The 20,904-nt window shown below is 61.2% G+C and carries 21 protein-coding genes and 1 riboswitch; of the genes, 11 read left to right on the top strand and 10 right to left on the bottom strand.

Translation table 11 applies throughout. From position 1 onward, the window contains the following. The first annotated feature begins 144 nt into the window (after positions 1-144). The 4 genes from ASE26_RS28660 (at position 145) to ASE26_RS28645 (ending at position 2,610) form a co-directional block, all read left to right on the top strand. Positions 145-630, top strand: coding sequence for a VOC family protein (locus tag ASE26_RS28660; RefSeq protein ID WP_057247371.1), 486 nt, complete (start codon positions 145-147; stop codon positions 628-630). 13 nt (positions 631-643) lie between these two features. Next, positions 644-1,069: a YciI family protein gene (locus ASE26_RS28655; RefSeq protein ID WP_055935840.1), complete on the top strand. Its 426-nt coding sequence runs from the start codon at positions 644-646 to the stop codon at positions 1,067-1,069. A gap of 11 nt (positions 1,070-1,080) precedes the next feature. Beyond that, entirely contained in the window at positions 1,081-1,779 is a 699-nt protein-coding gene (locus ASE26_RS28650) for a YciI family protein (RefSeq protein ID WP_055935837.1), read from the top strand. Positions 1,780-1,863: 84 nt separating this feature from the next. Next, entirely contained in the window at positions 1,864-2,610 is a 747-nt protein-coding gene (locus ASE26_RS28645) for a hypothetical protein (RefSeq protein ID WP_055935833.1), read from the top strand. A 1-nt stretch (position 2,611) separates the two neighbouring features. On the opposite strand, the gene ASE26_RS28640 is transcribed toward ASE26_RS28645, so the two are convergent. Then, positions 2,612-3,604 (bottom strand): LacI family DNA-binding transcriptional regulator, encoded by a 993-nt coding sequence (locus tag ASE26_RS28640; RefSeq protein WP_055935830.1) that lies wholly within the window; start codon positions 3,602-3,604, stop codon positions 2,612-2,614. Between the two features lie 71 nt (positions 3,605-3,675). On the opposite strand from ASE26_RS28640, the gene ASE26_RS28635 reads away from it, so the two are divergent. The 5 genes from ASE26_RS28635 to ASE26_RS28615 all read left to right on the top strand — a co-directional run bounded on the left by ASE26_RS28635 (position 3,676) and on the right by ASE26_RS28615 (position 7,646). Then, on the top strand, positions 3,676-4,935 hold the full coding sequence (locus tag ASE26_RS28635; protein WP_057247370.1) for an RNA polymerase sigma factor: 1,260 nt from the start codon (positions 3,676-3,678) through the stop codon (positions 4,933-4,935). Positions 4,936-4,978: 43 nt separating this feature from the next. Beyond that, positions 4,979-5,524, top strand: a complete 546-nt coding sequence (locus tag ASE26_RS28630) for a hypothetical protein (RefSeq protein WP_057247369.1) — start codon at positions 4,979-4,981, stop codon at positions 5,522-5,524. Next, on the top strand, positions 5,521-6,624 hold the full coding sequence (locus tag ASE26_RS28625) for an alpha/beta fold hydrolase (protein WP_057247368.1): 1,104 nt from the start codon (positions 5,521-5,523) through the stop codon (positions 6,622-6,624). Before ASE26_RS28630 ends, ASE26_RS28625 begins: the two co-directional genes overlap by 4 nt. 171 nt (positions 6,625-6,795) lie before the next feature. After that, entirely contained in the window at positions 6,796-7,224 is a 429-nt protein-coding gene (locus tag ASE26_RS28620; RefSeq protein WP_057247367.1) for an Imm50 family immunity protein, read from the top strand. Beyond that, positions 7,221-7,646, top strand: coding sequence for a hypothetical protein (locus ASE26_RS28615; RefSeq protein ID WP_057247366.1), 426 nt, complete (start codon positions 7,221-7,223; stop codon positions 7,644-7,646). Before ASE26_RS28620 ends, ASE26_RS28615 begins: the two co-directional genes overlap by 4 nt. A gap of 73 nt (positions 7,647-7,719) precedes the next feature. On the opposite strand, the gene ASE26_RS28610 is transcribed toward ASE26_RS28615, so the two are convergent. Genes ASE26_RS28610 through ASE26_RS28600 form a run of 3 tightly spaced genes read right to left on the bottom strand, consistent with a single transcriptional unit; the run spans position 7,720 to position 8,938 of the window. Continuing rightward, complete coding sequence (locus ASE26_RS28610; protein WP_229207265.1) at positions 7,720-8,103, bottom strand: GFA family protein; 384 nt, start codon at positions 8,101-8,103, stop codon at positions 7,720-7,722. A 40-nt stretch (positions 8,104-8,143) separates the two neighbouring features. After that, positions 8,144-8,602, bottom strand: a complete 459-nt coding sequence (locus ASE26_RS28605) for an immunity 26/phosphotriesterase HocA family protein (protein ID WP_055935801.1) — start codon at positions 8,600-8,602, stop codon at positions 8,144-8,146. A gap of 36 nt (positions 8,603-8,638) precedes the next feature. Continuing rightward, positions 8,639-8,938 carry a hypothetical protein gene (locus ASE26_RS28600; RefSeq protein ID WP_055935798.1) on the bottom strand — a complete coding sequence of 100 codons (300 nt, stop codon included), beginning with the start codon at positions 8,936-8,938 and terminating at the stop codon, positions 8,639-8,641. A gap of 125 nt (positions 8,939-9,063) precedes the next feature. On the opposite strand from ASE26_RS28600, the gene ASE26_RS28595 reads away from it, so the two are divergent. Both ASE26_RS28595 and ASE26_RS28590 read left to right on the top strand, forming a co-directional pair. After that, complete coding sequence (locus ASE26_RS28595; RefSeq protein WP_055935796.1) at positions 9,064-10,233, top strand: iron-containing alcohol dehydrogenase; 1,170 nt, start codon at positions 9,064-9,066, stop codon at positions 10,231-10,233. A gap of 7 nt (positions 10,234-10,240) precedes the next feature. Further along, a riboswitch (TPP riboswitch) is annotated at positions 10,241-10,339 on the top strand. A gap of 73 nt (positions 10,340-10,412) precedes the next feature. Continuing rightward, positions 10,413-12,506: a TonB-dependent siderophore receptor gene (locus tag ASE26_RS28590; RefSeq protein ID WP_055935793.1), complete on the top strand. Its 2,094-nt coding sequence runs from the start codon at positions 10,413-10,415 to the stop codon at positions 12,504-12,506. Here ASE26_RS28590 and ASE26_RS28585 read toward each other — a convergent pair. The 6 genes from ASE26_RS28585 to ASE26_RS28560 form a co-directional block, all read right to left on the bottom strand. Beyond that, the gene (locus ASE26_RS28585) at positions 12,503-13,207 is read right to left on the bottom strand and encodes a hypothetical protein (RefSeq protein ID WP_057247365.1); all 705 of its coding nucleotides are present in this window, start codon (positions 13,205-13,207) and stop codon (positions 12,503-12,505) included. The two genes, ASE26_RS28590 and ASE26_RS28585, sit on opposite strands and share 4 nt — an antisense overlap. 3 nt (positions 13,208-13,210) lie before the next feature. Continuing rightward, the gene (locus ASE26_RS28580; protein ID WP_055935788.1) at positions 13,211-13,726 is read right to left on the bottom strand and encodes an AAA family ATPase; all 516 of its coding nucleotides are present in this window, start codon (positions 13,724-13,726) and stop codon (positions 13,211-13,213) included. Beyond that, entirely contained in the window at positions 13,723-14,337 is a 615-nt protein-coding gene (gene pnuC / locus ASE26_RS28575; protein WP_055935785.1) for a nicotinamide riboside transporter PnuC, read from the bottom strand. Before pnuC ends, ASE26_RS28580 begins: the two co-directional genes overlap by 4 nt. Before the next feature lie 233 nt (positions 14,338-14,570). Continuing rightward, complete coding sequence (locus ASE26_RS28570) at positions 14,571-16,706, bottom strand: S46 family peptidase (protein ID WP_373922096.1); 2,136 nt, start codon at positions 16,704-16,706, stop codon at positions 14,571-14,573. 69 nt (positions 16,707-16,775) lie between these two features. Next, on the bottom strand, positions 16,776-18,308 hold the full coding sequence (locus tag ASE26_RS28565; protein WP_057247364.1) for a PAS domain-containing protein: 1,533 nt from the start codon (positions 18,306-18,308) through the stop codon (positions 16,776-16,778). Then, entirely contained in the window at positions 18,305-20,866 is a 2,562-nt protein-coding gene (locus ASE26_RS28560; RefSeq protein ID WP_082591502.1) for a chemotaxis protein CheB, read from the bottom strand. Before ASE26_RS28560 ends, ASE26_RS28565 begins: the two co-directional genes overlap by 4 nt. Between the last annotated feature and the right edge of the window lie 38 nt (positions 20,867-20,904).

Below are 20,904 nucleotides of genomic sequence, written 5' to 3'. Positions count from 1 at the left end.
CCGCAGGGGCAGCCGGCCTGCCCCCCCCCCGGAATGGCTGGCTAAAAAAAATCTTTTGTAATCGTGTCGATCTGGCGCATCCGCGTTCGTCGTGGGAATATGGAGGCCGCAAAAGTGTCCTCTTTCCTCAACAATGAATGGAGAATGACCATGACTGTCAAAGCGATTCCAGAAGGCATGCACACGGTTACCCCGCACCTGGTGTGCGAAGGCGCCGCAGCCGCTATCGAATTCTACAAAAAAGCTTTCAACGCGGTAGAGAACGCCCGCATGCCTGGCCCGGGCGGCAAGATCATGCACGCCCAGATCAGCATCGGCGATTCGCACATCATGCTGGTCGACGACTTCCCTGACGCAGGCTGCTTCGGCCCGAAACACTACAAGGGCACGCCGGTGACCCTGCACATTTACGTGCAAGATGTCGACGCCGCCTACAAGCGCGCCATCGACGCCGGCGGCACCGCCAAGATGCCGCCGGAAGACATGTTCTGGGGCGACCGTTACGGCGTGCTGGTCGACCCGTTCGGCCACAGCTGGTCGATCGCCACCCACAAGCGCGACCTGACGCCCGAACAGATGCAGGAAGGGATGAAGGAAATGATGGACAAATCACCTGACTGCAAAGCCTGAGGAGACCGACAACATGCGATTCATGCTCATCGTAAAAGCCACCCCGGATTCCGAAGCGGGCAAGATGCCGAAAACCGAACTGCTCGAAGCCATGGGCAAGTTCAACGAGGAACTGGTGAATGCCGGCGTGCTGCTGGCCGGCGAAGGCCTGCACCCAAGTTCGCGCGGCGCCCGCGTGCACTTCTCGGGCAGCAAACGCACCGTCGTCGACGGCCCGTTCCAGGAAACCAAGGAGCTGATTGCGGGCTTCTGGCTGATTCAGGTAAAGTCGCTGGCTGAAGCCATCGAATGGGTCAAGCGCTGCCCCAATCCGATGGAAAGCGACTCAGATATCGAAATCCGCCAAGTGTTCGAGGCCGAGGATTTCGGCGCCGAGTTCACGCCTGAACTGCGTGAACAGGAAGCGCGCATCGCGAGCAAGATCGCAGCGCCCGTATAAAGGAGACTTCAATGCAGTACATGGTTATTCGGAAGGCCGACGCCGCGTCGGAAAAGGACAACTTCCCGTCCGCTGAACTGGTGCAGGCCGTACCGGGTGCCAAATGGCTGCGCTCCAGTGCCGACGGCGGCTTGCGCATGCGCCGCCGCGACGGCCAGTGGCTGTACGAAGAAGGCCCGTTTGCGGACGTGAGCGTGGCCGGTTTCACCTTCATCGAAGCCGAAGACCGCCGCGCCGCCAGCGAACTGGCTGCGCGCTGGCCCTCGGCCGATGCTGAAGGCTGCGCCGTGGTCGAAGTGCGCGAAGCCGGCTGCCCCGGCGGCTGCGTAGGCTTCGACACCGGCGAAGCGCCCAAGCATGCCGCCTGGGCCATCCTGCTGCGCTCCGATGCTGTAGCGGAGCAGGACTTCGAGCCGCCTGCCGTGGTGATCGACATCATGAACCGCGCCAACAATGCCGGCGTCGCCGCTGGTATTGCATTGTCGGGCGAAGGCTTGAAGTCCACCGCGCGCGGTGCGCGCGTCAAGTTCAGCGGCGGCAAACCCTTCATCACCGACGGTCCGTTCGCCGAAGTGAAGGAACTGATTGCCGGCTATTGGGCGGTAGATGCGGCGTCACGCGATGACGTTATCGCCTGGGTCAAGTCCTACCCCTACCCTAACCCGGGCGATATGGAAGTAGAACTGCGCAAGGTCGCCTCCGCCAATTAAAGCAAACCACCGTCGCGCCTCCCGGTGCGACGGCTTCTTGCCAATTATCAATGGCTCCCTCCCGCGCCAGTGCCAACATGGCGCATGAGCGAGAAACAAAACATATGGCATCTTGGCGCTGGGTGGTGGCTCCTTATGGCCACCTTCGGCGCAGCCCTGGCCATACCTGTAGTTGGATGGGACGAAGTTTGGGCGGCGTACAAGTATCTGGTTGCCCAGGCACCTTGTATCTTCGTCATAGGATCACTTCTGAAAACTCCGGCACGGTACGTAACACGCATGGTGTTGATCGGCGCCCTTTTCATGCTTCCTGCAGCGCTATCGTGCCTGGCCCCGGCCTTGATTATTGCGTTCACTCTCGACCCACAGCCCGCACCGGCGCGCGCGTTCTTCATTTTAGTGAATTTGACCTGCCTGTTGACCTGGCGCGTCGTGCGCATCTCGGGCCGGGAAGACCAGTGGCTGCGGGAACCGATTGCATCGCATCTATTCACGCGTGGGGAAGTCGCCTGTTTCATGGGACCCAGCGCCAAAGAAGGTCGAGAGCACAACCTGCTCGGCTACATCGTCTGGCTCGCTTTGCTGTACCCGGCACTTATACTTCTTGTCTGGATCTTCTACTTTGAAGCGGAACCGGTCTACGAACTGGTGGCGATACCTCTTGCCTGGATGGGCATTGGAATTATCGCATGGTCAGCCAGCGATTTCATTCACTGGATTTTGCCGGTGTGGCGCCATGAACGCGCGAACGGAATAGTCGTCTATCTAACGCCCCCTGCGCAGGCTCAAAAGACTCCGCGCAGACGAAGCGCTTCGCGCGCAAAAAAATAATTCAGGCGCGCGTTGCGGTGGAGGCGCGCAGCACAAGCTGCGCGTTGATTACCGTAAGGGGCTCGACTTCCTGGCCTTCGATCGATGCCAGGAGTTTCTCCATCGCCGCTGCACCCATTTGTTCGCTATTCAGGTCAACGCTGGTAAGGGCGGGCGAGACGAAATTCCCAAACTGGATATTGTCGAAGCCGACCACGGAAATATCGTTTGGAACCCGGAAGCCCAAGGTTTGCGCGGCTTTCATGAAGCCTAGCGCCAGCAGGTCGTTGAAACAGACCAGGGCGTCGGGCGGCTGCCGGCCCAATACGATCGAGGAACACAGTTTCTCGCCTGCGATCGAAGTAGGCGCTTCAGCTTCGAATTCACTCAACTCCAGGCCTTGCGCCGCGAGAGCTTCCCGCACACCTGCCATGCGCTCGGGATTGCGGCGCGAATTGGGAAAGCCCATATAGCCGACGCTTTTGTGGCCTTGTGCCAGCAGGTGGCGCGTGACCATGAAGGCGCCCAGCTGGTCGTCACTGGCCACGGAGGGCAGCTGTATGCAGTCCGGGCGGCCGAAAAATACAGACGGACGGTCCAGCGCCAGCAGCCAGCCCAATTCCTCCTCCGGTGTGCGGGAATAGACGATCATGCCGTCCACGCGCCGGCTCAGGGCTTCCAGCAACTGCCGCTCGCGCTCCGGCGTTTCTTCGGTATCGACCAGCAGCAAGGTGTAGCCGTGGGCCTGGGCCACGCGGTTGGCGCCTTTCACAACACTTGCGTAATGGGGGTTCGTGATGTCCAGCACCGACAGGCCGATGGCCCTGGTGCGGCCGGTGATCATCGATTGCGCCATGGGGTTGGAGCGGTAGCCCAGTTCCTCGATGACGCAGGTAAGGCGGGCTTCGACCGCAGGCGAGAAGCGCTGCGCCCCGTTGACGAACTTGGAAACCGTGGCAGTGGATACCCCTGCGGCGGCTGCCACATCACGGATTGTCGCTACGTTCTTCTTCATCGCCCTGATACATTATTGGAAAAGTTGCCGAGTTTATCACGCAGCCATGGCCTTGATGGTAAAGTAGCTGCATGAACGACAACAGCATCCACCGCGCCATCGACGCTGTCTGGCGCATTGAAGAAGCAAAGATCATCGCAGTCCTGACACGCATGCTGCGCGACGTCGCGCTGGCGGAAGAAATGGCGCAGGATGCACTGGTCAGCGCGCTCGAAACCTGGCCGGAGAACGGCACGCCCGACCGGCCAGCCGCCTGGCTGATGCAGGCGGCGAAGAACAAGGCACTCGACTACCTTCGGCACCAGAAACTGGTGCACGAAAAAGAGCCCGAGCTGACTTACGAAATTGAAGGCTTGCTGCAGGATGCTGCGCCGGACCTGGAGCGCGAACTCGATGACAATATCGGCGATGACCTGCTGCGGCTGATCTTCATTTCCTGCCATCCGGTGCTGACCATGGAAGCGCGCGTAGCGCTGACCCTGCGCCTGCTGGGCGGCCTGACGACCGATGAAATCGCGCGCGCCTTCCTGGCCTCCGAAACGACCGTGGCACAGCGCATCGTGCGCGCCAAGCGCACGCTGGGCGAGGCCAAGGTGCCGTTCGAAGTGCCGCGCGGCGTCGAACGGGAAGAGCGCCTCGGCGCAGTGCTGCAGGTGATCTACCTGGTCTATAACGAGGGATATTCCGCCAGCGCTGGCGCCGACTGGATGCGCCCTGCCCTGTGCAACGAAGCGCTGCGGCTGGGACGCATCCTGGCCGAACTGGTGCCGGGCGAACCGGAAGTACATGGCCTGGTGGCGCTGATGGAGATCCAGTCATCGCGCTCGCGCGCCCGCACCGATGCCGAAGGCAAGCCGGTGCTGTTGCTGGAGCAGGACCGCACGCGCTGGGACCAGATGCTGATCCGGCGCGGACTGGCGGCGCTGCAGCGGGCGCAGGCCCTGGATCGCGTACCCGGGCCGTATGTGCTGCAAGCGGCCATCGCTTCCTGCCACGCCCGCGCGCGACGGGCCGAGGACACCGATTGGCAGCAGATCGCGGACTTGTACCTTGCATTGGCCACGCGTGCCCCCTCGCCGGTGGTGGAACTTAATCGCGCTGTGGCGCTGGCCATGGCTTATGGGCCGGCGGTCGGGCTGGAGCTGGTAGACCAACTGGTGGATGAGCCGGCGCTCAAGCAGTACCACCTGCTGCCAAGCGTGCGGGGCGACTTCCTGTTCAAGCTGAACCGCCTGCCCGAAGCGCGCTTTGAATTCGAACGCGCCGCGAAACTTACGCAGAATGAGCAGGAGCGCCACCTATTGTTGACAAGAGCTGCCGCCTGCAGCTAGACCGTTCTGTCAGCCGCACCGGGCTCGACGAAACCCTATACGCATGAAGACATTATTCGCATTCGCCACCCTCGCATTTGGAACCCCGGCTTTCGCCGAATCGCCGTCAACCGAGTTCGTAACGCAGATTCTTGAGCCTACCGGCGGAAAGATTCAACGCCCGAAGTCGTGGTTTTATTCCGAAGGTCACCACGGCTCGATGTATATGTGGACGATCTCGCGAGAAGACAGTAGCGGTAATCGTCCGTATACGACCGGGGTTCGGGTCCAGACCTTCGTTGGCGTCAAAGAAGGTACCGGCAAGACTGCAAAGGAATTCATCCTCGACTTTGTTGCGGCAAAGAAGAAGGGTGTCCAGGTCATTCAGTCCTGCGCAGAGAAGGATCAAGGGCTGCTCACCCGCGTTTGTCTCGAAACTGTGGAAGGTCCCCACCACATTCGCTACTCACTCTTCTGGGGCAGCGACGGTATGGACATCGCTGTCGTCTCGATCGCAGGCACGACGAAGGAGCTGTGGGGAACATTCGCTCCGACTCTCCAAAGAATGGGCAACTTCGAACTGATAGACATGGAGCGCTTCAAAAAATGACCCAGAATTACTGCCAGGCAGCAGTGAAGATGCATGCTCGAATCAAGTCCCGCTTTTGTTTTTTGGCCCTTTGTTTGCCGCTATTCGCGAACGCGGCAGCAGATGGGTCTTCCGCTGCCACGTTTGCCAAGCCACATCAGCAGGTTGACATTGGCGGGCGCAAGATAAACCTCTATTGCTCAGGTCAAGGCGCCACTACGGTCATCTTCGACAGTCCCGCAGGCGATGCAGGCTGGAACTGGTTCAAAGTGCAGCCCGAGGTGGCCAAACATGCGCGTTCTTGCATTTATGACCGCGCAGGCTTCGGCTTCAGCGATTCTTCACCGCGTCCCAATACGTCGGAGAATGCTGTAGATGATCTGCACCGGGCGTTATCAGCGGCTGACATCAAGCCTCCATACCTGCTGGTTGGAAACTCGTTGGGCGGAAGTAACGTGCAGGTATATACCTATCGCTACCCCGGGGAGGTAAAGGGATTGGTGCTGGTCGAACCTCAGAGCGAGGACGAGACCATGCGCAGTAACAAGGCATCACAAGGCCTCCTGGAGAAGGTCTATGAGATGGTCAAGGAGCATGATAAACAATGTCTGCAGGCCGCAACAAAGGGGTTTACGCCCCGAAGCAACGCGGCCGCCAGCTGCGCCGGAAATCCATCGCAACACTTCGGCCCAGTGCTGGGCAAGCAGGTCAAGGCGATGATGATGACGAAATCGTATTGGCGCACCCGTGTCGACGAAGCCAATGCGTTTGCGACAAGTAACGAACAATTGCGTGCCTTACGCAAGCCATTTGGCGACCTTCCACTGGTAGTACTGACGCGCGGCGTGAGTCCCTACATGGACCCATCCAAACCGCAAAGCGCCGTCAACAAGGCCATGGAAGACGAGAACGAGCAAATCCATAAGGAGATCGCAGCGCTATCAACCCTGGGTAAGCAACGTGTTGTACCTGCTGCGTCGCACGGCATACAGGGAGACCACCCTGCAGCCGTAACACAAGCGGTTGTGGAAGTGCTGGATCAAATCAGTAAATGTTCAAATCGTTTGCGATGCGATGGTGCGCCACTGGCACGCGACGTAGATGGACGCGTCTCGCCGTAGCTTGGTAGTCTTAACTGCGCTGGCTACCAGAATCTGCCCGAAGATTCAAAACGTCCGAGGACCGTTTAGTTGCGGTCACCCTGTTTGCATTGAGCCATGCCCACAATCACATCGTCCGACGCAGTGAATCTGGATTACCGCTGAGCCTTACATTCGACTGTTCGAGGGAACATGGACGAAAGATTTTTAAACTGGATCGAATATCTCGACAACAAAGCTGCGCTGGCCAATCCATTTGGAGGGAGATCACCTTCGCTCGACCGGTTGCACCTGGCACAGATAGTTATTGGTCAAGCTGGCGATTTTCATGTCAGCCTGAACTTCGCTGAACTACCCGAGCCTAGTCCCGGGCGATGGGCTGAGAATGGCAACGACAGCGTCCAGTTGCGGCTGTCCTTTTTTGACCTGAACAAGTTATCCATATCCGGCGCTGCGCATGAAGGCAATCTCGATGTGGCGGCGTCATTCGGACCAGATGGTCAGTTCAAGATTTCGAGCAATCAATTCAATGTAGAGCTTAGATATGCATATGTGAGTGCTGCCCTGTATCCATTCAATTCGGCTGTTTTTGAAGAACCCAAGGACTGGTATCGACGATGATCACTATCCCGCCCAAAGCGGCAAGCGCCATGACTGACCATACTTTTAAGCCCGGCAAGAAGCATGGCCGAAATAAATTAGTGGGTTCGTGGAGCGAATCGGTTTCGAAGAAGATCGACCTTCCCTTCACAGTCGAATCATTAAGCTCAGTATTGTCTTGGGCGGTGACGCCGAACGAAGGCAAAATCTCGCATCAAGACGTAGCACATTGGTGCGAACGGTTTCACATGGCGATGCTTGACATCGAGACGGTCCATACGATGGATGTCGCTATCCGTGTAGCGGCCGATGTCGATGCCCAATGGGGGCTGTATCTGGCGAACACTTATACGTTGGAAGAACTGCAGAATCTCGACTTTCTCCAAGTGCGCCTTCCGCTTGAGTGGTTCGAAGATTGGTTAAATCAACTCGATGCCAGCTAGTTATAATGGCAAATAGCGAGGCATTTCAGCGGAAACGCCATACGGGCCGGGCGGGCTGCCCACCTTGGTACAGCTATGCGCGCTCGAGGGCGCCGTCGCGGCGCGTGCGGCGGTAGCGTGGGAGGTCGTCGCAGATCGGTTCCCAGTGCAACCGGTTGTCGGCGAAGGTGTGGTCTTGCGGCGGCAGCGCTTCAGGGTCGTCCAGGCTGGCAGTGGTGATGTCAATTTCCCCCGGTGTGCTGTCGTCGGCGAAGGTGAGATGGGTGCCGCATGTACCGCAGAATTCGCGCGTCACGCCGGGGCTGGAATGGTAGATGGCGGGCTTGCCCCGCACGTAGCGAAACTGGGTGCGCGGCACGCTGAACCAGGCCACGCTGGGCGCGCCGGACAGGCGGCGGCACATTGAGCAATGGCACCAGGTGCAATTCAACACCGGCGCGTCTGCTTCGTACTGCACTGCGCCGCAAAAACAGCCGCCCGTGTACATAGGGGTCCCCCTACTCCAGCAATTTGGTCATGAGCAGTTCCGCAGAGCCGTAGCCAAACAGCGAATCACTCTCCAACCCGTCCGTGTCGTATGGCACGGATACCTCGCGTTCCGGCTTGGCCGGGTCGTCGCCGTAGGTTGCTTGCCAGGCGCGCTTCAGGGCGTCGGCACGGCGGATGAACATCGGCACCGGCCAGTCGCCGCGCTCGAAGCCAATGCTGTTGCCAATCACCGGCCAGCGCCCGTTAGCCACAGCGATGTCGCCGGTGCGGATCACTTTCAGCGCATCGTTCGGCGTCAACGGCTGCACGTCCGCCAGGGTCGGCAGCGTCCAGTGGGTTGGTCCGAACAGGTAGGCCAGCATGACCTTTCCTTGCGGTGACAGGCGGGCCACCAGTCCGGTGGCATAGCCGCCATTTCCAAGCGGGATGGCAAACCAGCTGCCCTCCCGGTACGGCTGCAACTTCATCGACTTCCTTTCTGTTTGCAGCGCGATACCAGGACATCATTCGTAGTGGTATTGCGCGGCGATCGGTCCCGCCTTGAACAGCGCGTCCTTCATTTCCTTGTCCATTTTCGGGTCGCGCCGGCGCACCCATTCCAGCAGCATCGCGATCTGCTTGCGCGTGGCATCGCGATGGCTGGCCATGACCAGCTTCAGCTCGGGATCGGTGCACGTTTCGATGCGCTGGTTATGCATATCCAGCATTTCGATCTTTTCACTCAGCGACGTTAGTGCCCGGTGCATGTCCAGCACCTGGGCATTCAAATAATCGCGCGGCTCGACCACGTGTTCCTGCGTCATCTCACTCTCCTTAGGCATGCGGGTACACGCATTGTCAGCCTGCGGCGCGGATTTCTCAAGTGTAGCAAGGCGTCCGGCGGGGTGTCGCACGGATGGGTGAGATTTGCGCGATAATTCGCGGCACTATGCAAAATTTCGAATTCCACAATCCAACCCGCGTGATCTTCGGCGTGGGTCAAATTGCCTCCTTGGCAAAACATATTCCTTCCAATGCACGCGTGCTGATGCTCTTCGGCGGCGGCAGTATCAAGTCCAATGGTACCTACGACGAAGTGCACGCTGCGCTGGCGGGCCTGGAACATCCGGTACTGGAGTTCGCCGGTATCGAGCCGAATCCGCGCTATGAAACGCTGATGAAAGCTGTTGAGCTGATCCACCGCGAGAACGTCGACTTCCTGTTGGCAGTGGGCGGCGGCTCTGTTGTCGACGGTACAAAATTTGTTGCCGCCGCTGCAGCGTATGACGGCGATGCCTGGGACATCCTGAAAATCGGCGGCAAGGTAGTGAAGGCCGCCCTGCCCTTTGGCGCCGTGCTCACCTTGCCGGCGACCGGTTCGGAAATGAACAGCGCCAGCGTGATCAGCCGCGCAGAGACGCAGGAAAAGCGCGCTTTCATGAGCCCACACGTTTATCCGCGCTTCTCCGTACTGGATCCAGCAAAGACGCTGACCCTGCCGCTGCGCCAGGTCGGCAACGGCGTGGTCGATGCCTTCGTCCATACCACCGAACAGTACCTGACCTATCCGGCCAACGCGCCGGTGCAGGACCGTTTTGCCGAAGGCCTGCTGCAAACCTTGCTGGAACTGGGCCCGCAAGTACTGGCGCGCCCGGACGACGTGGAAGTGCGCGCCAACATCATGTGGACTGCCACCATGGCGCTGAATGGACTGATCGGCGTCGGCGTGCCGCAGGACTGGGCGACGCACGGCATCGGCCATGAACTGACCGCGCTGTTTGGCCTGGACCATGCGCAGACGCTGGCGATTGCGCTGCCGGGCGTGCTGCAGATTCGGCGCGAAGCCAAGCGCGGCAAGCTGCTGCAATATGCCGAGCGCGTATGGGGCCTGCATGCCGGCAAAGGCAGCGAAGATGAGCGTATCGACGCGGCCATCGGCAACACGCGCGCCTTCTTCGAGCAGATGGGCGTGCCGACCCGCCTGTCCGGTTATGGCCTGGGTTCGGAGGCGATCGACGCCGTTGTCGCCGCCCTGGAAGCTGCCGGCCTGACGGGCCTGGGCGAGCGCCGCGATATCACGCCTGGCGACGTGCGCAAGGCGCTGCAATTGAGCCTGTAGTACAATACCGCCTCGCTAGGGGTCCTCGCGCATGTGCGCGGGGTGAGAAATACCCTCCGAACCTGATCTGGATAATGCCAGCGAAGGAAAGCGTAGATGGTTGAAGGTCCCGCAGCCTGGGGCCCCGCTCTCACCCCTCGTGCTCTCCCGCTGGCGCAACATACAGCAAGAGCACAAAAATGACTCAATACCGCCTTACCCTGGCCGCACTGGCCGTAGCTTCCGCCTTCGCCCCTGCCGCCTTTGCGCAGGACCAGAAAATGACCGAAGTGGTCATCACCGCCAACCGCGTTGCGGCCGAACGCGCCTCCGTGGCCGGTTTCAGCGAGCAGCCCTTGCTGCAGACCCCTGCTTCCGTCAGCGTGGTAACCCGCGAACAGATCCAGGACCTGAACATTTTCAGCACCACCGATGCCGTCAAGTTCGACGCCAGCATCGGCGACGCCTACAACGCGGTCGGCTATGCCGAGCAGTTCTCCATCCGCGGTTTCAAGCTGAATAACGCCAACTCCTACCGCAAGGATGGCCACGCGATTTCCGGCGACGCCCAGATCCCGCTGGAAAACAAGGAGAGTATCGAAGTGCTGCGCGGCCTGGCTGGCCTGCAGGCTGGCGTTGCGGCGCCGGGCGGCGTGGTCAATTATGTGACCAAGCGCCCAACCGACAACAATCTGCGCAGCGCCGTGTTTGCCGTGGGCGAGCGCGGTTCGGTGCTGGGCACCATGGACCTGGGCGGCCGTTTCGAAGACCGCCGTTTCGGCTACCGCATCAATGCCGCGGGTGAGCGCATGCGCTCCATCATCAAGGGTGCCGACGGCCACCGCAGCTTCGTATCCGGCGCGTTCGACTTCCGCATCAGCCCGCAGGCGCTGCTGCAAATCGACGCCGACTACCAGAAGAAATCGCAAAAATCGGCGCCAGGCTTCCAGCTGATTGGCGGCACCAACCTGCCGGTGGTCGATGCTGCGACCTTCCTGAATGATCAGCCTTGGGCCAAGCCTGTAGAAACGGAGTCCAGCAATATCGGCGTCAGCTTCCAGTACCAGCTTTCGCCGGAGTGGAAGGCTACACTGAGCGCCAACCAGCACCGTTTCAAGCGCGACGATTACACCGCCTTCCCTTACGGCTGCGGGAACGAATTGCTGTGGCCCGGCTTCTGCAGCAACGGCGACTACGACGTCTACGACTACCGCAGCCTGGGTGAAGAGAAGAAACCGCTGTCCGCCAAGGCGCAGTTGAATGGCCGCTTTGCGACCGGTTCGATCCGTCATGAACTGGCTGCGGGCTTGTCCTTCTTTAGCAACCGCGAGAGCTGGGGCGATTATGTGTATGAATTTGCTGGCGTCAGCAACATCTATCGCCCGGTCGCGGTACCGATGTCGAGCAAAGACGTGGGTGCGGTTTCCGAGCGCCGCAACGATCATGAACGCTCCGCCTACGTGCAGGACATTATCGGCCTGACCGATCAACTGGCGCTGCATACCGGCGTGCGCTACGCATCGCTGCGCCGCAATGAACTGGGCCAGTTCGCGCCGGTGCGCGAGAATTTCTGGCTGCCGAATGTGGCGCTGGTGTTCAGCCCGAGCGCCAAGCTGTCCTACTACGTGAACTACGCGCAGGGCCTGCAGTACGGCGGCGTGGCGCCATTCAAGACCGAGAACGAGAACCATGCGCTGGCTCCGGGCAAATCGAAGCAGGTGGAACTGGGCGCCAAGGCTGAAGTCAACGGCATCACGCTGTCGACCGCGCTGTACCAGATCGACCAGGGCCTGGAGTTCACGGACCTGGCCACCAATACCTTCGTGCGCAGCGGCCAGGAACGCCACCGCGGCCTGGAATTCAGCGCGCAGGGCAAGGTGAGCCGCGAGCTGCAGTTGGGCGCATCGATGGCTGCGATCCACACCGAGCAGGAAGGCACCGGCCTGGCGGACGTCGACGGCAAGCGCGTGACCAACGTGCCGAACGTCAAGTCGACCGTTTGGGCCGATTACGCTGTGAGCGATGTTCCCGGCCTGAAGCTGAACGCGAACTGGCAGTTCGCAGGCAAGAAGGCATTCGACAAAGAGAACAAGACCATGGTGCCGTCGTACCATGTAGTGAATCTGGGCGCCTCTTACGCCACGCGCGTGGGTGGTTCGGCGGTGATCTTGCGTGCGCAGGTGAAGAATGCGTTCGACAAGTTCTACTGGCGTGATGTGACGCCGGAACTGGGCGGCTACCTGTTCCCTGGATCGCCGCGCAGCTTCATGCTGTCGGCGCAGGTGGACTTCTAAAAGAGGTACTGGGCGCGCATCGAGAACGAATTCGCTGCGCGTCCTGAATTCCTGCCGAACAGGTAGGCCGCTTCGTATTTGAAGTGGCCCGCTTCGCCGAAGAATGCCGGGCCGGCGCGGTGCGATTGTTTTTTCGACGGCAGCCAGTCATTCCACTTCCCTACTTCGCCGAAGCCCTGCAGGCCGGGCGAAAACCAGCGCTTCCAGCGCTGCTTGACCTGCCACTGGTAGGCCAGTTCGGTTTCGTTCTGCTCCCCGTTATCCATTTCGCGCTGGAAGAACAGGTTGAAGTTCAACTGCGTACGCCAGGCCTGCATTTGCAGCACCGGGCCGAACTCCACCGCGTAACCGTTGTCACGCCGCCTGGCGCGCTCCACCAGGGTATGCAGCGCCACGTCCACCTCGTACTGCCCTTGCGTCAGCAGAAAGTCGTTTTGCCATTCAACCCCGGTATTGCGCGTCTGCCGGCCGTCGCGCTGGAACCATTGCGTAGTCAATTCGGTGTACCAGCGCGACGTCACGCCATAGCCGATGCCGATTTCCGGACTGGCCGTGTTGCGCAAATTCTTGTAGTGGGCGTTCCAGTACTTGTAGTCGATTGAAGCCTGGCCTTCCACATCATAGGTGGTGACCATGTAATAACCGGTCTCGCCAAACGCCGCCAGGGGGAGCATGGCGGCCCACGCGAGCAGATTTTTCATGCTTCAACCTCCCAGGAGTTGAGCTACTTGCTTCAGGCGCTCTTCGAGGCCGCCCGAGATGCGCGTGTAGGGCACGCCGCGCCGGGCCAGCTCGTCGAGCAGGATCGAGTCAATGATACCGCTGACATCTTCCTCTTCGTGATGAAGACCGTCAGGAATCCATGCAAATTCAGGCTTGCAGACCAGGGTAATGTCGTATTGGCGCGACGCCGCGAGGCTTTCGAGCTGCTCGTCGATGCCGCCGAAGTAATGGATGCTGTAGACCGCCGTCATCAGCGGGGTGGTATCGCAAAACAGGAAGCGGCCGACCTGCGCGGCCAGCGCGTCTTCGCGCGCCACCTGGGTGGTGGCGATGTGGAACTGGTCGGTCGATACCGGCACGCTCTGGCGCGCGTCGCAGAATTCGCGCAGGTATTCGGGGACCCAGATGGCGCCGTAGCGCTCGGCCAGCGCCTGTGCCAGTGTGGTCTTGCCGGAGGCTGCGGCGCCGATGATGGCAACGCGGTAAGGCTGCTTCATTTCCAGACGACTGCTTCTTCCGGTTCTTCGCTGCTGCCCTGCCAGGCCAGCAGGCCGGCAATGGCCATGGCGACGAACATGCCGTACAGGACGGCCGTCAGCATCAGGCCTTTGTGCACGTAAAGTGCGACGTACAGCACGTCAACGATGATCCAGACGTGCCAGTTTTCGATTTTCTTGCGCGACAGGAGGGCTTGTCCCACCAGGCTGCCGGCGGTGAGGAAGGCGTCGGCGTTCGGCACGTCGGTGTCGGTGAAACGGCGCAGGAACCAGGCCAGGATGCCGAAGCCTGCCAGCCAGGCCACGCCCGACAGCACGCGGCTGCGCGCGCTCAGCGTCGAGACGCCCAGTTGCTGGCCGTGATTCCCGTGCAGCCATTGGTACCAGCCCCAGAACGACACCGTCATGAACACGCCTTGCAGCGCCACGTCGCCGTACAGCTTGGCGCCGAAGAACACCACGCCGTAAGTCGCGGAGGACACGATGGCGAACAGCCAGGCCCAGTGGTTCTGGCGGATGTTCAGCCACACGGTCAGCACGGACAGCACGAACGACACCAGTTCCAATGGATTGGTGGTGGCCAGGCCGAACAGGGAGATGGTTTCGTTCATGTAATTGCGTTTGGATGAGGCCGGATTATGCCATGAGCAGGAAAGCCACGGCGAAAACGCGAGCTTGCCATTATGAGAATGGAGCGCAGCGCTCCGAAGGTCCGCAGGCGATGACCTTACGAAACAAAGTACGCCGATTTAAGAGCAAACAAGGGCGAATAAGAGTGTTTAAGTGGGTTTAAGAGATTTGCCCAAAAACGAAAGGGGGCTCTCTACGAGCCCCTTTTTTCTGCTTACTTCTGCGGATACTTGATGCTCATTTCCTTCAGCAGGTTGTCCGCATGGTCAACCTCCTTCATCACCCACAGCATGTAGCGCACGTCCAGGTGGATGGCGCGCGTGATGTCGCGGTCGAAGTACCAGTCCTTGGTGATCGACTCGTAGGTGGAGTCGAAGTTCAAGCCAATCAGTTCGCCGCGCTTGTTGACGATGGCGGAACCGGAGTTGCCGCCGGTGGTGTCGGCCGAGGACAGGAAGTCGACCGGCACGGTGCCCAGCACCGGGTCCTTGAACTGGCCGTAGCGCTTGGCCTTGACCGCATCGATCAGCGCCTTCGGCGCGTCGAACGGCTCCTTGCCGGTGTGCTTCTCAAGGATCCCTTCCACAGTGGTGAATGGACCTTTGGTGATGCCGTCGCGGCCCGGGTAGGACGACACGGTGCCGTAGGTCACGCGCAAGGTGGAATTGGCGTCCGGGTAGACCGGTTTGCCCTGCGACTTCTTCCACGCGATCACGGCGGCCATGTATTGCGGGATGATCTTCTCGAGATTGCCGTCGACTTCCTTGCGGCGCTCTTCCAGCGTCATGGCTACGCCATGCATGCGCACGGCCAGCTTGATGAACGGGTCGCTCGACTGCTCGAAGTCAGCCGGTGCCTTCTCCATCCAGGCCAGGCGGGTGGCGGTATCGGCCAGGCCGGTCTTCTGGTACATGCCTGGCACGTCGGCCAAGGCCGGGGTCAGGTTGTCCAGCCACTGTGGATGCGCCTTGGTTGGCAGCTTGACGTAGCGCTGCAGGCCGGCGACGTAGCGGGCCTGGTCGACCGCAGGAACCAGCGACTGCTCCAGGCGGCTCAGGCGCGCCTTGATGTTGGCGATGTCGCGCTCCTGGAAACCCGGCTCGCGGTCAGCATCGGCTTTCTGCTTTTCCAGCGCCAGGCGATACACGGTGCGCGCGGATTTCAGCAAGTCGCTGTAGGTCGCCACCCCGTAGGCGAATTCGTCGTCGCTCAAGTCCATGTCGGCGGCAATGGCGGCATCCAGTTCGGCCAGCATGGCTGGAGAAGACTTGGGCTGCTTGCCGTACCAGGTGCGGAAATCCGCGTCCTGCTTGTCCTTGATGGCGGCGATGTCCTTGCGGGCGAAGCCGTCCAGCAGGCCCTGGGTCTTCTTCATGCGGTTGTTGATCGACTTGACCACGCTGGCGTAGCGCACCACGTCATTTTCCTTACCCTTGGTGGCGGCGGCGATCGCATCGAGGTCGGCCTGGTAGTCGGCCACCATCATCGGGTAGCTCAGGTCGCGCGCGTAGCGGATCTCGACCGGCAGCTTGTAGCGGCTGGTGCGGCCAGGGTAGCCTGCCAGCAGGATCGGATCGCCGTTCTTCAGGCCTTCGGCGGAAACCACCAGGAAGTCCTTCGACTTGTACGGCACATTGTCCGGCGATGGCTCGGCAGGTTTGCCGTCCTTGCCGACGTAGGCGCGCAGGAAGGAATAGTCGCCGGTATGGCGCGGCCACTCGTAGTTGTCGATGTCGCCGCCGTAGTTGCCGATCGATTCCGGCGGCGCGTATACCAGGCGCACGTCCTTGATCATCATCTGGCGGATGCGGTAGTACTCGGCGCCGCGATGGAAAGCCGGCACGGAGCAACGGTAGTTCTTGTCGGCTTCGCAATCGGCGATCAGCGCCTTGATGCGTTTTTTCACTTCGGCGTGGCGATCCTTGCCGGTCAACTTGTCCAGCCCGCCGTTCACGCGCTCTGTCACGTTTTCCACCTTGTCGGTCACGTAGACGCGGGTGGTCGGGCCGCCCGGCAGTTCTTCAGCGCGGGTCTTGGCCAGGAAGCCGTTGGCGATGTAGTTCTTTTCAGCGGTCGAATTGCGCTGGATGGCGCCGTATGCGCAGTGGTGGTTGGTGACCACCAGGCCTTCAGGGGACACGAACGACGCGGAGCAGCCGTCCAGCGACACGATGGCGCTCATCGGATGCTTGGACAGGTCGGCCAGGCGTTCGGCCGGGATGGTGATGCCGATGCGCTGCAATTCCGCCCTTAGTTGCGGCAGTTGGTGCGGCTGCCATTGGCCTTCGTCGGCCATGGCGGGTGCAAAAGCGAGTAGCAGTGCTGCCGGAAGTGCGAGTTTTTTAGTCAAAACAGTCCCCTGAACGTATAAAAGCTCCGGCAGTATACGCATTCCGGAGCCTCAGGGCTATTGACTTTTTTACAACGGAAGGCGCACCGTCACGCAGCACCCTGCGCCTGGCTCGTAGTCGTTCAGGGCGAAGCTGCCGTGCAAGGCGTCGACCCGTTCCTGCATGCCGATCAAGCCAAACGAGCCGGGACGCTCGCGGCAGGCCGGCGCAATGCCGATGCCGTTGTCCTCCACCTCGAGCAGGATCACGTCCTGCTCCAGCCCAAGCCGCACCGCCACCTGCGCGGCGCGCGAGTGGCGCAGCACATTGACCAGCGCTTCCTGCACGATGCGGAACAGTACCAGGCTGGTTTCGCTGTCGATGGCCGCCAGCACGGCTTCGCCGGGCAGGGCCAGTTCGTAATGCAGGCTGCTGCGGTGACGGAAGTCGTTCACCAGCCATTCCAGCGCCGCCGCCAGGCCCAGGTCAAGCACCGAGGGCCGCAGCTCGTTCATGATGCCGCGCACGCTGCGCAGCGTGGCGTCGATATTCTCCAGCGCCGCCCCCACGCGCCGCGCAAAGCGGGTCTGGCGGCCGGTCATGCGCTCGTTCAGCTTGGCGATGTCCAGCTTCAGGGCCAGCAGGTTCTGCCCCAGTTCATCGTGGATTTCGCGCGCGATACGCTTGCGCTCCTCTTCCTTGACCGCCGCCATGTGGGCCGACAGCTGGCGCAGCTGGCCGTTGGCGTGCAGCAGTTCCGCGGTGCGCTGCACCACGCGCGTTTCAAGGTTGCGGTGCAGGTCCTGCAGGGCCGATTCGGCCTGCTTGCGGCGGCTGATATCGGACAGCACCGCCACCACGCCTGCCACGCCGCCGTCCGGCCCGGCCAGGGTGCGCAGCGACAGGGTGGTCTGGTAGTCTCCGCCGTCCGGGCGCCGTCCGCTCAACTCGCCCTGCCAGTTGCCCCCGGCCAGCACTTTCAGGGCCGTCTCCGCGCCACACAGCTCGGCCAGGTCGCTGCCAATAGCCTTCACATCCGTCAGCCCGCTGATGGCGGAAAAAGCCGGATTGACCGCCACGATGGCGCCATCGGCATCGGCCACCGCCACGCCCTCTCCGAGATTGTCCAGCACAGCGAAGGCGCGGCGCAGGGCCGCATCATTCTGCTGGTGCGAGCGGACCTCGCTGATCACCATGCGGATTGCTTCGCCGGCATGATCAAGATTGGCTTCGATGTGTACCCGCCCGCCGCCGATGCCCTGGAACAGGTGCGCATCGATGGCAGCGCTGCCGCCGTCGGCGTGCAGGCTGGCCAGCAACTGGCGCAAGGACTGCTGGCTCGCTGGCGCCAGGAAGCGCTCCACCGGCTGGCCCGGCAAATCCTGCAACGGCATGGAGAACAGCGTCTCCGCGGCGCGGTTGGCGCCGGCGATCATGCCGTCGCGCGCCAGCGCCAGGTAGCATACCGGCGCCTGGTCGAACAGGCCCGCATAGCGCAGCAGGCCCTGCTCCACCTCGCGTTTCTGACGCTCGAGCTCCGCCAGGGCGGCACTCTGGACTTCAAGTTCCAGCTGGCTGACTTGCAGCTCATGCCATTGGCGCAGGGCGTCGGTACCGCTCATTTTAGGCTGCCTCCTTCAGGCGTTAAACGCGCTTCCAGCAGTTTAAGTTCGGTGACGTTGACAAAGGTTAGCACGAGGCCGTCGATCACGTTGTTGACCGTGCGGTAAGGCATGATGCGCACCATGAACCAGCGCCCGTCGCGGGTCGGGATCTGGCGCTCGCAGAACACCAGCGAGCGCAGCACCTCGGCCGCATCGTCTTCCATGGTGGGATACACCAGGTCATTGGCGATATCGCTCAGCGGGCGATTCAGGTCGGTGGCGATCAGCTTGTACAACTGGGTGGCCTGGTTGGTATAGCGCCGGATGTTCATCTGGCTGTCCAGGAAGATGACGGCGATGTCGGTGCTGTTCAACAGGTTTTTCATGTCGCTGTTGACCAGCGACAGGTCGTCCACCTTGGACTGCAGTTCGGCGTTGACGGTGTACAGCTCTTCGTTCAGCGACTGCATTTCTTCCTTCGAGGTGGTGAGTTCCTCGTTGGTCGACTGCAGTTCTTCGTTGGTCGACTGCAGTTCTTCGTTGGCCGCCTTCAGTTCCTCGCGCGAGGTCTGCATTTCTTCGCGCACCGCCTGCAGTTCCAGGCGCGCCATGGTCAGCTGCTGTTCCAGCTCCTGCGGGCGCGGATCGGCGCCACGGCTGCCGCGCTTGCGTGCCGGCATCGGCGAAGCGTTGAACGTCACCAGCAGGTTATGCCCGGAATGGGCGTCTTCGCGGAGAACTTCGGCCGTCATGTCGACCAGCAGCGAGGCCGCGCCGTCCTTGAACAGCAGCTCGCGCACGGTTTCGGTCGACTCGCTGCGGTTGGCGCGCTCGATCAGGTCCGCCAGTTCGTAGCGCAGGCCGTCGCGCGCCATGGCGTGGATGTTCCAGTTGGCGCGGCCGGCAGCCGGCTCCAGGAAGGTGCCGGTGCGGCCGTGGATGTAGAGGATATCGTCATCGCTATTGATCATGACTGCCGCCGGCGTATGGGCTTTGAGCAGCAGGTGTTCTACTTGTGTCTGGATATTGCCGTTCATGGTCATGGTAGTAACTTCGATGGAACTTGGTTGCGCAGCCTTCGCGATCTTGGTCGGGAAATAGTTCGCCACGCGCTGCGTGCTGGCGTCCAGGCGGCGGTAAATGCGCCCGCATCCCGGCACCGGCGTAAACAACTCGTTGTAGCTGCCTGGCGTATCCGCGCTCCCCAGCACCAGCAAGCCTTCCGGTTTCAAGGCATAGTGGAACAACGGTATCAACTGTTCCTGCAGTTTTGGGTTGAAGTAGATTAGCAGATTGCGGCAGCTAAGAATATCGAGTTTGGTGAACGGCGGGTCGGAAATGATGTTCTGCTGCGCGAAGATGATCATATTGCGCAGCTCCTTGCGGATGCGGTAGCCGGCACCGTCGACTATAAAATAGCGCAGCAGGCGCTCGTGCGACAGCGCATCCTCCACGGCGCGCCCGAACATGCCCTGGCGCGCCTTGTCGATGGCGTCGCCATGCAGGTCGGTGGCAAAGATCTGCAGCGAAAATTTGCCCAACCCGCTGGCGCGCGTCACTGCCTCGTCGAACACCATGGCCAGGGTGTAGGCTTCCTCGCCGGTCGAGCAGGCCGGCACCCACGCCTTGAAAGCGGCGCCGTCCGGATTGGCCGCCAACAGTGCGGGAATGGTCTCGTTGCACAGGTGTTCCCAGACCGTCGGGTCGCGGAAAAAACTGGTCACGCCGATCAGCATCTCGCGGAACAGCAGCTGCACCTCGCCGGTGTTCTCGCGCAGGTAGGCCACGTAAGACTCCATCGAATCGAGCTGGTGCAGTTTCATGCGGCGCTCGATGCGGCGCAGCACAGTGCTCATCTTGTATTCGGTGAAGTTGTTGCCGGTATGGCGCTGCAGCAGCGACATCAGCTCGCGCAAAGCCTGGCGCCGCGCCCGCGCCGCACCGTGGGCGCCGCCGTGCGGCACCGAGCGCACCTGGCACAGCCACATCGGCATGGCACCGGGCGGCGCCACGAAATCGGCCACGCCGGCCGTGATGGCGCTGCGCGGCATGGAATCGAACTTGGCCGAATTGGGTTCCTGCGCCAGCGTTACCCCGCCCGCTTCCTGGATGGCGCGCAGGCCGGCAGTGCCGTCCGTGCCCATGCCGGAAAACACCACGCCGGCGGCCGCCTGCCCCTTTTCAGCGGCGAGCGTACGGAAAAACGAATCGATCGGATAGCGGGCATGGGTGTCGGAGGTTTCCACCGCCATCAACTTTCCGCCGGAAAAAGCCAGGTCGAAATTGGGCGGCGCCACGTACACGTGATCCGGCCGCACTTCCGTCGACTCGGCGATTTCGTATACTTCCATGGAGGTGATCCGGCGCAGCAGTTCCGGCAACAGGCCACGGCGCGATGGATCCTGGTGCTGGAGCACCACGAATGCCATGCCGGTGCGGGACGGCATGGAGGCAAGGAACTCGGAAATCGCATCCAGTCCACCGGCGGAAGCGCCCATGCCGACGATCTGCACCACGTGGCGGTGCCGTACCACTTCTGCGGCCTCCGAATCGGAAGAAACTAATGGATTAGTCATCCCGCCATCATGCCAGTGCGGCAAGAAAATGGCAAACC

Source organism: Duganella sp. Root198D2 (assembly GCF_001428585.1).
GTDB lineage: Bacteria > Pseudomonadota > Gammaproteobacteria > Burkholderiales > Burkholderiaceae_D > Rugamonas.
The sequence above is the reverse complement of the archived record's forward strand: the minus strand, read 5'-3'. Positions and strand labels throughout refer to the sequence as shown.